The sequence below is a fragment of the Pseudomonas sp. RV120224-01b genome (assembly GCF_003208145.1).
Classification (GTDB): domain Bacteria; phylum Pseudomonadota; class Gammaproteobacteria; order Pseudomonadales; family Pseudomonadaceae; genus Aquipseudomonas; species Aquipseudomonas monteilii.
Genome location: NZ_QKMQ01000002.1, coordinates 501,870 through 515,269 on the forward strand (window position 1 = coordinate 501,870; position 13,400 = coordinate 515,269).

Annotated in this window: 11 protein-coding genes; 1 reads left to right on the forward strand and 10 read right to left on the reverse strand. The window is 63.9% G+C overall.

What is annotated here, in order from left to right; genetic code table 11:
- Positions 1–37: 37 nt before the first annotated feature.
- The 3 genes from N436_RS05560 to N436_RS05570 form a co-directional block, all read right to left on the reverse strand.
- Positions 38–2,440 (reverse strand): TonB-dependent siderophore receptor, encoded by a 2,403-nt coding sequence (locus N436_RS05560; protein WP_110740572.1) that lies wholly within the window; start codon positions 2,438–2,440, stop codon positions 38–40.
- 129 nt (positions 2,441–2,569) lie between these two features.
- Positions 2,570–3,517, reverse strand: coding sequence for a FecR domain-containing protein (locus N436_RS05565; protein WP_110740573.1), 948 nt, complete (start codon positions 3,515–3,517; stop codon positions 2,570–2,572).
- Complete coding sequence (locus N436_RS05570; protein WP_110740574.1) at positions 3,514–4,020, reverse strand: sigma-70 family RNA polymerase sigma factor; 507 nt, start codon at positions 4,018–4,020, stop codon at positions 3,514–3,516. The genes N436_RS05565 and N436_RS05570 overlap by 4 nt, the downstream gene beginning before the upstream one ends.
- A gap of 118 nt (positions 4,021–4,138) precedes the next feature.
- On the opposite strand from N436_RS05570, the gene N436_RS05575 reads away from it, so the two are divergent.
- Positions 4,139–5,851, forward strand: coding sequence for a SulP family inorganic anion transporter (locus N436_RS05575; RefSeq protein WP_110740575.1), 1,713 nt, complete (start codon positions 4,139–4,141; stop codon positions 5,849–5,851).
- On the opposite strand, the gene N436_RS05580 is transcribed toward N436_RS05575, so the two are convergent.
- The 7 genes from N436_RS05580 to ycaC all read right to left on the reverse strand — a co-directional run bounded on the left by N436_RS05580 (position 5,848) and on the right by ycaC (position 13,382).
- Positions 5,848–6,858, reverse strand: a complete 1,011-nt coding sequence (locus tag N436_RS05580) for a DUF2955 domain-containing protein (protein ID WP_105945613.1) — start codon at positions 6,856–6,858, stop codon at positions 5,848–5,850. The genes N436_RS05575 and N436_RS05580 overlap by 4 nt on opposite strands.
- The gene (locus N436_RS05585) at positions 6,848–7,945 is read right to left on the reverse strand and encodes an HlyD family secretion protein (RefSeq protein WP_110740576.1); all 1,098 of its coding nucleotides are present in this window, start codon (positions 7,943–7,945) and stop codon (positions 6,848–6,850) included. Before N436_RS05585 ends, N436_RS05580 begins: the two co-directional genes overlap by 11 nt.
- The gene (locus N436_RS05590) at positions 7,942–9,456 is read right to left on the reverse strand and encodes an efflux transporter outer membrane subunit (protein ID WP_110740577.1); all 1,515 of its coding nucleotides are present in this window, start codon (positions 9,454–9,456) and stop codon (positions 7,942–7,944) included. The genes N436_RS05585 and N436_RS05590 overlap by 4 nt, the downstream gene beginning before the upstream one ends.
- Positions 9,457–9,469: 13 nt before the next feature.
- Positions 9,470–10,567 (reverse strand): AI-2E family transporter, encoded by a 1,098-nt coding sequence (locus tag N436_RS05595; RefSeq protein WP_110740578.1) that lies wholly within the window; start codon positions 10,565–10,567, stop codon positions 9,470–9,472.
- 39 nt (positions 10,568–10,606) lie between these two features.
- Positions 10,607–11,803: a monovalent cation:proton antiporter-2 (CPA2) family protein gene (locus N436_RS05600; RefSeq protein ID WP_110740579.1), complete on the reverse strand. Its 1,197-nt coding sequence runs from the start codon at positions 11,801–11,803 to the stop codon at positions 10,607–10,609.
- A 36-nt stretch (positions 11,804–11,839) separates the two neighbouring features.
- Positions 11,840–12,658 (reverse strand): polyphosphate kinase 2, encoded by an 819-nt coding sequence (gene ppk2, locus N436_RS05605; RefSeq protein WP_110740580.1) that lies wholly within the window; start codon positions 12,656–12,658, stop codon positions 11,840–11,842.
- A 103-nt stretch (positions 12,659–12,761) separates the two neighbouring features.
- Positions 12,762–13,382, reverse strand: a complete 621-nt coding sequence (gene ycaC / locus N436_RS05610; protein WP_010951959.1) for an isochorismate family cysteine hydrolase YcaC — start codon at positions 13,380–13,382, stop codon at positions 12,762–12,764.
- Positions 13,383–13,400: the final 18 nt, after the last annotated feature.

Here is a 13,400-nt window from a genome sequence, read left to right on the forward strand (position 1 = left end):
TGCCCACAAGAGCAACGAATGGCTGTGGGGCCAGGCCTTAGAAGTCCCCGCGCAAACTCAGCATGTAGCTGCGCGGCATGCCGTAGGTGGTACCGCGCGTCCAGTAGCCGGTCGAGTCGAAGTACTTGCGGTCCAACAGGTTCTCCACGTCCACGCCTACCGTCCAGTGCTTATCGAGCTTGTACGCCGCCCGTGCATCGAACACCGCCCGGCCGCTGTTGCTCACACCGTTGTAGGCATCGTAGTAATGGGACTGGGCCGACACGCCACCCCCGACACTGAGGCGGTTCCACTCACCCGGCAGGGTGTAGTTGGTATTCACCCGCAACAGGTGCTTGGGCGTTTGCGCCGAGATCGGCCCACCCGTCTCTGACTGCGTGGTGTTGAAGGTGTAGCCAGCTGCCACTTGCAGGCCTGGCAGCAACTCTCCGCTGGCCTCCGCTTCGAAGCCCTTGCTGCGGCTGATGCCATCGCTGTTCACGTAGCAACGGCCGGCAACGTCGGTCGGGCAGTTGCCGTCGTTGGCGTAGTCACGAGCGGCAACGTCTTTCTGCTCGATGTAGAACAACGCAAAGGACAGGTTCAGGCGCTTGTCGAACAATTCGCCTTTGATGCCGGTTTCGTAGTTGGAACCGATGGCGGGGTCGAGCATCTTGCCGCCAGCACTGCGGTAGCTGGCCTGTGGCATGAAGATATCGGCGTAACTGGCGTACAGCGACCAGTTGTTGTCCAGGTCGTATAGGGCACCGACAAAAGGCGTGAACTCATGCGTCTGTTCGTTGGTGCTTTTCAGCCCGCCGCTCCAGGCCTCGGTCTTGTACCAGCTCAGGCGACCACCCAGCACCAGGCTCAGGTCCTCGGTCATGTGCAGGCGGGCATTGAGATAGGTGCCGTAACGGGTATCGAAGGTATCTTCCTTGTAGTCCCAGCCCTGCCGCGAAGGCTCGGGGACAATGCTGTGGTCCGGGTCGAACACATTGAGCGGGATGGGGCTATCCAGCTTTACCGTGGCGTCCTTGTCATTCATCTTGCGCCTGGACCAGTTGGCCCCCAGCGACAGCTGATGGCTCAGGCCAAAGGCTTCGAACTCGCCGTCCAGGTGGCCGTCCACCGCGTTGGCGGTGACATCGAACTTGTGAAAACTGGTGTCGTTGATCATTGGCCCCGTGGGGCTGCCGTACTCCAGCGTATCTTCTGCGCTCCACTCGATGGCACTGCGGTTGTAGCGGCTTTCGGAATGCGACAGCGCCAGCTTGCCCGTCCAGTTGTCGTTGAAGCGGTGGTTCAGGTCGGCAAATACTTCATCGGTACGGGTTTGCAGCGTAGCCCAGTCCTGGCCCAGGAAGGTGGAACGCTTGAGGTGCGGGTTGCTGCCGTCGGGGTTGTTCGGCAGGCCCAGCACACTGTAACCATCTATGCGCGAGGTTTGCCGGCGCAAGCCCAGGGCCACGGTAGTGGCGTCGCTCAGGTCGCCTTCGACAATGCCGTACAGCAACGGCCGCTTGGCCTTGCTGACATCGGTGAAGTAGCCACGGTCCTCGTAGGACGCCACCATGCGGCCACGCAAGGAGCCTTCCGGGTTCAGCCTGCCACTGGCGTCCAGGTCGAGGCGGTAGTAATCCCAGGAGCCCGCGCGGGTGGTCACGGACAAACGCGGTTCAGCAGTCGGGCGCTTGCGCACCAGGTTCACCGCGCCCCCGGGGTTACCTGCCCCTACCAGCAGGCCCGAAGCACCGCGCAATACCTCGACACGGTCGAACACCGCCATGTCGGGAATCATCCAGCCGGTGTAGGCATAGGCCTGCCCGGCCACGCCGTCGACCATGTAACTGTCGTCGGTGATGTCGAAGCCACGGGAACTGAAGTGGTGGTTGCCATAACCACGGTTGGCGCGGGTGATACCGGTGGTCTGGGCCATCACCTGGTCCAGTGACACCAGGTTCTTGTCGTCCATCAGCTTGCGCGTGACCACAGTCACCGACTGGGGGGTGCGCCGCAGCGACTGAGGGGTTTTGCCGATGGTCACGGCACCTGTGGTGTACGAGCCTGAACCCTCGGTGGTTTCGCCCAGCCCCACGCTATTGATATTGGTGGCCCCCAGCTCCAGCGCACCTTTGGCATCGACCGCCGGCACCACACTGAAGGTGCCACTGCCGGTAACGATCAGTTGCAGACCGCTGCCCGCCAGCGCCTGTTGCACAGCTTGCAGGGCGCTCATCTCACCCTGGATGGCGGGTGCCTGTTTGCCGACGACCAAGGCGGGGTCCAGCGACATCACCTGCCCGCCTTGGCGGGCAATGGCGTTTAGGGTGTGCGCCAGGCTGGCGGCGGGCAGGTCGAAACGCAGCAGCTGTTGCTGCGCGGAACCTTCTGCCCAGGCGAAGGCCGTTGGCACGGCGGCCAGGGTGATGGCAAGGGCGAGGGGCCAGGGTTTGAACACGTGGATACTCCTGAATTTTTGCTGTTGTCAGGAGAGAGGTGGGACGAGCGAAAAAAACCGGACACGAATGATAAAAATTTTCATTCAATGACAGTCCCCGTTACAAAATCCGCGCCCATGAACACCTCATCAGCGCGCTTCGATCAGGGTCATCCAGGGGCCATAGCGCTCCACCCGTATCGGCATGGTCTCTTCAAGGGCAGCCAAGGTGCGCTCGCTGTCATCCAGCGGGAACACACCCTGCACGCGCAAGTTGCGCACCTGTGGGCTGACGCGGATAAAGCCGGGGCGATACGGGCGCAGTGCGTCGATCACTGCCGCCAAGGGTTCGTCCAGCACGCTGAGGTGGCCCTGTACCCAATCGGCGCGGTAAGCCTGGCCGGTAAGCAACGGCTCGATGCGTTGAGCGTGCAACAACGCCGCTTGGCCCTCCTGCAGATCCCGTTCGGTACCACTGGGCAGCGACGCGCGCACGGTATGCTCCAGCACCACTACACGTGTGGCATCGGCCAATTGCTCGACCAGAAAACGCGTGCCCAACGCGCGTACATCACCCTGGTCGCTGCGCACGATGAACGGCCGGGCAGGGTCTGCCGCAACCTGCACCACCAGCCCTCCTCTGTGCAGGCGTAGCAGGCGACGGCCGTCGGAAAAGGCCAGGTCGACCGCCGTGCCGGCATTCAGGGTCAGCCGGCTGCCATCAGCCAACGTCAGGCTACGACGCTCGCCAGTGCCGGTACGGATATCGGCAGTCAATGCCTGGCCGGTATCGCTACGGACTGCAAACCACAGGCTGCCACCCAGCAGAGAAAACCCGGCCAATGCCCGTAGCACATCACGTCGGCCTGCTTCCGGTTCCAGCAAGGTATCGCGCAAGGTACCAGGGGCCCGGCGCACCACCTCGAAGTGCCCGCCCAGGCCGCGTTGCAACTGCTCCCAGGCGTGGGCGTTAGCCGGGTCGTGCCCCAGCCACTGCTGGAACAGTGCCTGTTGCCGGGCGTCGTCACGCCCGGAGCGCAGGCGCACCATCCAGGCAATGGCCTGCTCGGCAGCCGGACTCAGTGCATGGCGGCTCATGAATGCGCCCCACTCAGGTAGCACTGGCGCAAGGCCTGTGTCATGTAGCGGCCTACCGTTCGTTCGGATACATCCAGACGTCGGCCTATTTCCGCGTAGGTCAGGCCATCGAGCTGGCTCATGAGAAAGGCCCTCTTCACCACCAGTGGCAGCCCGGCCAGGCTACGGTCGATGGCGTGCAGGGCCTCCAGCAGCAGGTGCGTTTCCTCTGGCGAGGGCGCCAGTGCCTCTGGCAGCAGCATCAGCCGCTCCAGATAGGCCTGCTCCAGGCGTCGGCGGCGCAGGCGGTCGGAGATCAGCCGTCGGGCAATGGTCGAGAGGTAGGCTCGCGGCTGCTCGATGGACGCGGGGTCGACCCGGGCGGCAAGTAGCTGGCAGAAGGTTTCGGCAGCCGTGTCCTCGGCGTCCGGGCGGTTGCTCAGTTGCCGATGCACATGCCGCAGTAACCAGCGGTGGTGATCGCTGAAAAACAGACCCAGCTTGCTGGTATGGGATGCGGGCACGGGCGGGACCAGAAGTTAATGAGAATTCATCGCATCTTATAGATAGGGCGCCGGAAGCGCTACCCGGCTCCAACACCTATTCTGTCAATCAGCACCCTCCTCCCCCAGAGCCCGCACCATGCCCGAACCCACTCGCTTCGACTGGCAACGCTGGTTACCCGGCCTGGTCACCCTGCTCCACTACAAGCCAGCCTGGCTGGCCAAGGACATCGCCGCCGGCCTGGTGCTCACCACCATGCTGGTACCCGTAGGCATTGCCTACGCTGAAGCGTCTGGCGTGCCCGGCATCTATGGCCTGTATGCCACCATCATTCCCCTGCTGGCCTATGCCCTGTTCGGCCCCAGCCGCATCCTCGTGCTGGGCCCGGACTCGGCACTGGCCGCGCCGATCCTGGCGGTGGTGGTGCAGTACGCCGCCAGCGACCCGCAGCGGGCAATCGCCATCGCCAGCATGATGGCGCTGGTCGCCGGGGCGTTCTGTGTGATTGCCGGGCTGCTGCGCCTGGGCTTCATCACCGAGTTGCTGTCCAAGCCGATCCGCTATGGGTACATGAACGGTATCGCCCTCACGGTGTTGATCAGCCAACTGCCCAAGCTGTTCGGCCTGTCGGTGGACAGCCAAGGACCGCTACGAGATATCTGGAACCTGATTCAGGCCTTGCTTGCCGGCCAAGGGCATTGGCCAAGCTTCATGGTCGGTGGTGGCAGCCTGGTGCTGATCCTTTTGCTCAAGCCCTTCAAGCGGGTACCGGGCATCCTCATTGCCGTGGTGCTGGCCACGCTGGCGGTGAGCCTGCTGGGGCTCGACCAGCAAGGCGTGAAGGTGCTCGGCGAGTTGCCCCAAGGGCTGCCCGGTTTTGTCTTGCCCTGGGTCAGCGACATCGACCTGGTGGAGGTGCTGCTCGGTGGCATCGCAGTAGCGCTGGTGTCGTTCGCCGACACCAGTGTGCTGTCGCGCTCCTATGCCGCACGCCTGAAAATGCCGGTCAACCCGAACCAGGAAATGTTCGGCCTGGGTATAGCCAACCTGGCTTCGGGGCTGTTCCAGGGTATTCCGATCAGCAGCAGTTCATCGCGCACGCCAGTGGCCGAGGCAGCCGGCTCGCAAACCCAGCTCACCGGTATTATCGGCGCGCTGGCGGTCACCCTGTTGCTGCTGGTGGCGCCCAATCTGATGCAGCACCTGCCCAACAGTACCTTGGCCGCCGTGGTGATTGCCGCCGCACTGGGCCTGTTCGAGTTCACCGACCTCAAACGTATATTCCGCATGCAGCAGTGGGAGTTCTGGCTGTCGTTCACCTGCTTTGTCGGCGTAGCCGTATTTGGCGCTATTCCCGGTATCTGCATCGCCGTGGCCATCGCAGTGATCGAGTTTCTGTGGGACGGTTGGCGGCCGCACCATGCGGTACTGGGGCGGGTGGATGGCACGCGGGGCTACCATGATGTGCAGCGTTATCCACAGGCCCGACGCATTCCAGGGTTGGTGCTGCTGCGCTGGGACGCGCCGCTGTTCTTCGCCAACGCCGAGCAGTTCCAGAGCACAGTGATGGCGGCAGTGGACGCGTCGCCTACACCGGTGCAGCGGCTGATCATCGCGGCGGAGCCAGTGACCAGTATCGACATCACTTCGGCCGACATGCTGGCCGAGCTGGACCGGGCGCTGGAGGCACGGGGGGTGGAGTTGCAGTTTGCCGAGATGAAGGACCCGGTGAAGGACAAGATGCGGCGGTTCGGGTTGTTCCAGCATATGGGGGAGAAAGCCTTTCATCCAACGGTGGGCGCGGCGGTGGATGCCTACCTGGATGAGAGCGGGGTTGACTGGCAACCCTAGGCAGCCCGAACCCGGCGCCGATCAATCCAGATCAGCATGGCACTGGCATACACCGACACCGCCAGAAACAGTGCCATGCGCACCGCAAACGCCTTGTACACATCCTGCCCGCCAGCACTGTCCTGCACCGACTGCCCCAGCAGGATCAACAGCGTCGTCAGGCAGCTCACCCAGTACGCCGGGCTCTGCCGGTTCTGCACCACTTGATACAGCCGCCGCGCCTGCCAGAGCGCGAACAGCAGCACCCACAGAAAAAACATCCACAGGTGCACGAACAGGCTCAACGCTCCCCACATCAGTATCGCCAGCAACCCGGCGAGCAACGTTGAGCCAACCAGTTCACGGCTGGCGTGCCGCGCGCGGGTTTCGCCGGCCTGTTGCCCCACACTCACGGCCTTCATGATCAGCGGCATGTACTGGTCCGGGGCAATCAGCGCCAGCAGGAAGGCCGGCATCACAATCAACGTGGCGCGCAACGCTACCCAGCTGACATGCGCGCGCCCCAGCAGCGGCGGTACCGGCTGTGCCGGCGCATTGGCAGGTTCGGGAAACAGCACATGCGCCAAGGCCGTGCCCAGCACCGCAAGCAACATGCCTTTGGCCAGCGCTTCGACCACCGAGAGGGCCAAGGTGAAGTCGCTGGTACCCGCAGCAGCAATCATCGTCAGGCCGACTATCAGCAAGTTGGCCAGCAGGCCGTTGCCACCCATCAAGGCATAGCGCAACGTGAGAAAAACGCCCACGCCCACCAGCAACACTCCGCTGACCGGGGCGTGACGCAACAGTGGAATCAGCAACAACCCGCTGCCACACGCGAGCAGCACCAGTACCGCCAAGGCGGGTGCCGCTCGCAACGGCAATGGCTGGCTGCGCATGGCCAGCAACAGCACGGCGAACACCGGTGCCAGGATCGGCACGGGCAGGCCGATGCCGAAACTGACCACCAGGCACAGCGCCACGCCCCAGGCCAGGCGCAGGGCCCGCAGGCGGCGCAACTCAATAGGCATACGACAGCCAGCTCATCAGCCACATGAACAACCGGCCCAGCAGGTTCAGCGGGTTGCCTTCGCCGGGCAAGGCCATGACCTCGGCCTGGCCGCCGACCCGCAGCACGGTCTTGTCCTGAAGTTGGTCGCGCTCAAGCTCGACGATCACCGGAAAGCGCTGTGCCGAACGCAGCCACTCGCGGCTGTTCTGAACGGTCGGCAACGTACCCGGCGGGGTGCCCTGGCCCACGCTCACGCCGTAGCCAATGCTGCGAACACGCCCCTTCAACACGATACCGGGCAGCGCATCGAGCACCACCAGCACCGGGGTGTCGGGGCGCAGGCGGCCGAGGTTGTTCTCGGTCATGTCGGCACTTATCCACACGTCGTGGATACTGATCAGCGTCATCATCGGGCTACCAGCCCCGACATAATGCCCAACGTCAGTGCGCAGGTCGGTGATCAGGCCATTCGCATCAGCGCGCACCACCGTGCGCGCCAAGTCAAGCCGAGCCTTTTCGACATTGGCCGCCGCACTGCGCAGCTGGGCGTTGTCCTCCTGCGCCCCGCCCTGCTGCTCACGGGCCCGCTCCACCTCCGCACGGGCCGCCGCCACCTGGCTGATGGCCTGGTCGCGGGTAGCCTGGGCGCCTTCCAGGCGACGTACCGATACCGTGCCGGGGTCCTCATCGATCAGGCGCTTGAGCCGCTCGGCGTCCTGCCGGGCCTTGCGTGCGTTGGCCTGGGCGGCCACGAGCGCGGCCTGGGCCGAGTCGATGCCGGCGGTACTGGCACCGATCTGACGGCGCACGGTTTCGAGGTCGGCTTCGGCGCGGGCCAAGGCAATGCGGTACTGCTCCTGATCGAGTTCGAACAGCACATCGCCCTGGCGCACCTCCTGGTTGTTGCCGACTGCCACACGCTTGATCTGCCCGGCCACTTCGGCGGCCACCGGGACCACGTACGCCTGCAGGCGGGCCTGCTGGGTGTACGGCGTAAAGCGGTCGGCCAGCAGGTACCAGAGCAGGCTCACGGCAATCAGCAGCAGCACCCAGCGCATGCCGCGATCAGGGGCCGACGGAGGTGGCGTAGGCGTGCTGTCGCTCATTGGTTTTCACCTTGTGCATGTGCGGTGGGGGCTGGCTCGTCGAGCAGCTCGCCCCAGTCGGTGCGGTGCTGCATGCGTTGGCGGGTGGCCGGGTCGATCGGTGCGCGGCGGGCATCCCAGCCACCGCCCAAGGCCTTGTACAAGGTCACCAGGCTGCTGACTGCGTTGCCACGGCTGACCAGGTAACCGTCCTGTTGCTGCAACAGCAGTTGCTGGGCATCGAGCACGCGCTGGAAGTCGGCAAAGCCTTCGCGGTACTGCGAGCTGGCCAGGTTCAGCGAACGCTGCGCAGCCTGCGAGGCCTGGTCGCGAATGGTTGCGCTCTGCAGCGAGCGGACAAGCCCGCTGGCGGCATCGTCGGCTTCACGGGCCGCTTCGCGCACGTTTTGCTGGTACAGCTCGATCAGTTGCTGCAAGCGGGCATCCTCTACGCGCACGGCATTCTTGCGCCGGCCATAGTCGAACGGGTTCCAGATCAGGCTCGGGCCAGCAGCCAGGTCGAAGGTGTCGGGCAGGTGACTGGCGGATAAAAAGGTCCAGCCAATGCTGCCCAGCAGGCTCAGCTGTGGATAAAGATCGGCCTCGGCAACCCCGACCAGCGCCGACTGCGCCGCCACCGCCTGCTCGGCGGCGCGGATGTCCGGGCGGCGCTGCAAGAGGTTGGCCGGTACGTCCTGAAGCACGGCGCGGTCTGGCAATGGCAGCTGGCCATGGCCGGCCTCCAGCTGCGGCAGCGGCCCGGGCGGGCGGCCCAGCAGCGAGCACAGCACGTTGCGCAGGGCGTTGAGCTGGTTTTCGAATTCGGGGATGGTGGCCAGGGTCGCCAGGTATTGGGTGCGCGCCTGCTGCCAGTCGAGTTCGTCATTTTCGCCATGGCGGAACAACCGCTCGGTGATCTCCAGGCTACGCGCCTGACGCTCGGCGTTCTCGCGCGCGATATCCAGCCGTGCCTCGGCGGTACGCAGGGCGAAGTAGGTGTCGGCCACTTGTGCACGCAACAGCAGCATGGCATCGGCGTAATTGGCCTGGGAAACGAAGTAGGCCGCATCTGCGCTTTCGATGGCGCGGCTGAAGCGCCCCCAGAAGTCAATTTCCCAACCGATGTCGAAGCCCACGCTGGATTGCCAGAACACCGAGTCGCGCGCGGCTGCAGCGCCGGACTGGTCTTGCTTCAGGTACAGGCTCTGCGCGCTCAACTGTTGCAACTGTGGATAACGCCCGGTCTGCACGATGGCCAGCTGGGCCCGGGCTTCGGCGATGCGCAGGCCTGCCACGCGAAGGTTGGTGTTGTGGGCATCGGCCTCGGCAATCAGCGCGTCCAGCATTGGGTCGGCGAACACCGTCCACCAGCGGCGCAGGTCGGGCGCCGCAGCGCTGCGCCCTGCCTGCTCCAGCAAAGGCGTGCTCCAGCCGGCCAGCCAAGGGGCCTGGGGCTTTTCGAAATCCGGGCCAACCTGGGTGCAGCCGGCCAGCACTACCAGCAGCCCCAGACCATAGCCGTGCGTGGGCATGGCAGCCCCTGGCTCAGGCAGCAGGTGGTGCCGGTTGCTCCGGCACCTGCAGTGCAACCCATTGCCAGAACAACACGTAGGTGACGCCAAGGATCACCGGGCCGATGAACAAGCCGATGATCCCTTTGACCACCATGCCGCCCAGCGCCCCGATCAGCACCACCGGCATCGGCACGTCCACCCCTCGCCCCAGCAACAGCGGTTTGAGCACGTTGTCGGCCAGCCCGGCAACGAAGGTGTAGATGGCAAACACGATAGTCGCGGCAGTAAAGCCTTCGACGTTGAACACATAGATGATCACCGGCACCGTGACAAGGGTAGCGGGCGCCTGGGCAATCCCCAGCATGAGGATGACGATGGCCAGCATGCCGGCCCCTGGCACCCCTTTGACCACGAAGCCGACGCCGATCAGCAGCATCTGGATGAACGCAATGCCGATCACACCCTGGGCCACCGCACGAATGGTCGCGGTGCACAACTTGGCCAATGGCTTGCCCCGCTCCTCACCCGACACCCGCATGGCGATGCGCTGTGCCGCGATTTCACCACGGTCACCAAAGGCCATGATCACCCCGGAGATGATGATCGCACCGATGAACAGCAAAAAGGCTCCCCCGGCACTGGCCGCAGCACCCAGCACCGTGCGCCCGGCGCCCTTGAGCTGGGGCATCCACTGGTTCAGCACACTGGCCATGTTTTCGGAGGCCGCCAACCAAAGGGCATGCACCTTCGGCCCGATCAGTGGCCAGGCCGCCACGGCGTCAGGTGGGGTCGGCACGCTCCAGGCTCCGCTTTTGAGCAACGTCACCAGGCTGTCCACCGATTCGCCGATGGACATCACCACCAGGTAGATCGGCACCAGCAGCACCACCAGTACCAGCACCACCACCAGCGCCGCCGCATACCCCTGCTTGAGGCCGGTACGGCGCTGCAGGCGGCAATGCAACGGGTACAGGGTGACCGCCAGGATAACCGCCCACAGCATCAGCTCCAGAAATGGCTGAAACACCTGAAAGGCAAAGATCACCAAGGCAGCCACCAGGCCGGCTTTGATCAGCACATCGAGCAAGCCCCGCGACAGGGCGCTGTCCAGCTTGATACCCGGTTGCATGCTTCACCTCCGAACATTCGGTTCGTCATGTGCCACGGTTCAGTCGCTCGTTTCCGGGGTGGCCTGCACGGGGCTGTCGTCTCGTAACTGCTGCGCCAAAGCCATCATCACCAGCGGTACCACTGCCATCGACAAGGTAATGGCCAGCACCAGCACGTCATGCACCTGCCGAGTCAGCACTTGATGTTCCAGCGCCAGCTTGAACACCACGAAGGCAAACTCGCCCCCCGAGGCCAGCACCACGCCCAGGCACAACGCCTGGGCCTTGTTGAGCCCGCCAACCGTACGCCCGAGGCCATACAGCAAGGGCAGCTTGATGGCGACCAGCAACACGGTCAGGCCTAATACCATCAGTGGCATGCCAAACAGCAGGCGCAGGTCGGCACTCATGCCCACGCCAACGAAGAACAGCCCCAGCAGCAGGCCTTTGAGCGGCTCGATCTGGGTTTCCAGTTCGTGGCGAAATGGCGACTCGGCCATCAGCACGCCGGCCAGAAATGCCCCCAGTGCCATCGACACGCCCACGTGCTCCATCAGCCAGGCGGTGCCCAGCACTACCAGCAAGGCCGTGGCCGTCGACAGCTCGGGCAAGCCCGAACCCACCGTCCACTTGAATACCGGGGTCAACAGATAGCGACCAAAGACAATCAGCACGCCTATGCCGACAGCCACTGCCAGCAGTGGCCAGGCCCCTTCGTCGGCGGTGCTGACATCGCCCCCGAGCAGCGGCACCACGGCAATCAAGGGAATGGCGGCAATGTCCTGAAACAGCAGGATGGCCACCGCCAGGCGACCGTGCGGCTTGCCCAGGTCCTTGCGCTCGGCCAGTACCTGCAAGCCAAAGGCGGTGGACGACAGCGCAAGGCCCAGGCCCAGCACGATGGCAGCGGGTTTCGATTGGTCGAACAGCCAGTACGCCAGCAGCCCAAGCAGCACCGCAGTCAGCCCCACCTGCAAGCTGCCGACGCCAAACAGCGCCCGGCGCATGGTCCACAGACGCCGGGGTGAGAGCTCAAGGCCAATCACGAACAGCAGCATGACCACGCCCATTTCCGACAGCCGCGCCACGTTGTCCGGGTTGTCGAGCAGGCCAAGCACCGAAGGACCAATCAGGATGCCCGCCAGCAGGTAACCCGGTACCGCCCCCATTTTCAGGCGCTGTGCCAGCGGTACCAGAAGCACCACGGCCAACAGGAACACCACCGTCGCCTGCAACAGGCTGCCGTCATGTGGCATGAGCTCGTACCTTCGCAACTCCCCGCAGGGAGGGGGTCAGAAGCGTTCTTCGACGACCTTGAACGGATAGGCCACAGCCTTGTACTTGCCGATCTTGCCGCGTTTGGGCAGCTTCACCAGCTGGTCGCGGGTGATGTCCTTGTAGGGAATGCGGCCAAGCAGATGGCTGATGATGTTCAGCCGGGCGCGCCGTTTGTCGTTGGAATGGGCCATGAACCACGGTGCCCAGGCGGTATCCGACGCCTGGAACATGTCGTCACGTGCCTGGGTGTAGTCATCCCAGCGGGTGTACGACTTGAGGTCCATCGGCGACAGCTTCCACAGCTTGCGGCCGTCATTGATGCGGTCCTGCAGGCGCCGGGTCTGCTCTTCGGCGCTGACTTCAAGCCAGTACTTGATGAGGATGATCCCCGACTCGACCATGACCTTTTCGAACACGGGCACACCGGTCAGAAACTTGTCCACTTGCTCGCCAGAACAGAAGCCCATGACCCGCTCGACCCCGGCGCGGTTGTACCAGCTGCGGTCGAAGATCACCACTTCGCCCGCAGCGGGCAGATGGCCCAGGTAGCGCTGCAGGTACATCTGGGTCTTCTCTCGCTCGGTCGGTGCGGGCAGTGCCACCACGCGGAACACCCGTGGGCTGACGCGCTCGGTGATGGCCTTGATGGTGCCACCCTTGCCGGCACCGTCACGGCCTTCGAAGACGATACACACCTTCAGGCCCTTGGCGACCACCCACTCCTGTAGCTTCACCAGCTCTACATGCAGGTGTTTGAGCGCTTTTTCATAGGCCTTGCCGCCCAGCTTTTCTGGTATTTCCTGGGTGGGTTTCTTCCTGGACGGCTTCGACATGACACTCTCCTGAAGGGGAATGAAGAGTCAGTATGGTCGATTCATGACGGTTTGCCGCTTCGCTTGCCGGTTGAAGGGGGCTGCAGTGCAGCCCCCAAAAAACCTACTTGGCCAACTTGTTGTAGCTGGTCATCAGGTTGCGGTAATCCGGAATATGGTTGGAGAACAGGGTGCCCAGCCCTTCAATGTCATTGCGCCAGTCACGGTGCAGCTCACAGGCCACGCCGAACCAGGTCATCAACTGTGCACCGGCAGCCTCCATGCGCCGCCAGGCGGAGTCGCGGGTGAGTTCGTTGAAGGTGCCGGAGGCGTCAGTGACGACGAACACCTCGAAGCCCTCCTCCAGCGCCGACAGTGCCGGGAAGGCCACGCACACTTCGGTGACCACACCGGCAATCAGCAGCTGCTTCTTGCCAGTGGCTTTTACCGCCTTGACGAAGTCTTCGTTGTCCCAGGCGTTGATGTTGCCGGGGCGTGCAATGTAGGGGGCGTCGGGGAACTGTTCTTTCAGCTCCGGCACCAGCGGGCCGTTGGGGCCAGTCTCGAAGCTGGTGGTGAGGATGGTCGGCAGCTTGAAGTATTTGGCCAGGTCGGACAGGGCCAGCACGTTGTTCTTGAAGCGGTCGGGGTCGATATCCCTTACCAGCGAGAGCAGGCCGGTCTGATGGTCGACCAGCAGCACCGCAGCGTTGTTCTTGTCCAGACGCTTGTATTGGAAGGCCATGGCGGATCTCCTTGCTTC

Excerpts from the sequence above, each read along its gene's own strand:
- N436_RS05565 (WP_110740573.1), bottom strand. The coding sequence starts at position 3,517 with ATGAGCCGCCATGCACTGAGTCCGGCTGCCGAGCAGGCCATTGCCTGG.
- N436_RS05575 (WP_110740575.1), top strand. The coding sequence starts at position 4,139 with ATGCCCGAACCCACTCGCTTCGACTGGCAACGCTGGTTACCCGGCCTG.
- N436_RS05580 (WP_105945613.1), bottom strand. The coding sequence starts at position 6,858 with ATGCCTATTGAGTTGCGCCGCCTGCGGGCCCTGCGCCTGGCCTGGGGC.
- N436_RS05585 (WP_110740576.1), bottom strand. The coding sequence starts at position 7,945 with ATGAGCGACAGCACGCCTACGCCACCTCCGTCGGCCCCTGATCGCGGC.
- N436_RS05590 (WP_110740577.1), bottom strand. The coding sequence starts at position 9,456 with ATGCCCACGCACGGCTATGGTCTGGGGCTGCTGGTAGTGCTGGCCGGC.
- N436_RS05595 (WP_110740578.1), bottom strand. The coding sequence starts at position 10,567 with ATGCAACCGGGTATCAAGCTGGACAGCGCCCTGTCGCGGGGCTTGCTC.
- N436_RS05600 (WP_110740579.1), bottom strand. The coding sequence starts at position 11,803 with ATGCCACATGACGGCAGCCTGTTGCAGGCGACGGTGGTGTTCCTGTTG.
- ppk2 (WP_110740580.1), bottom strand. The coding sequence starts at position 12,658 with ATGTCGAAGCCGTCCAGGAAGAAACCCACCCAGGAAATACCAGAAAAG.
- ycaC (WP_010951959.1), bottom strand. The coding sequence starts at position 13,382 with ATGGCCTTCCAATACAAGCGTCTGGACAAGAACAACGCTGCGGTGCTG.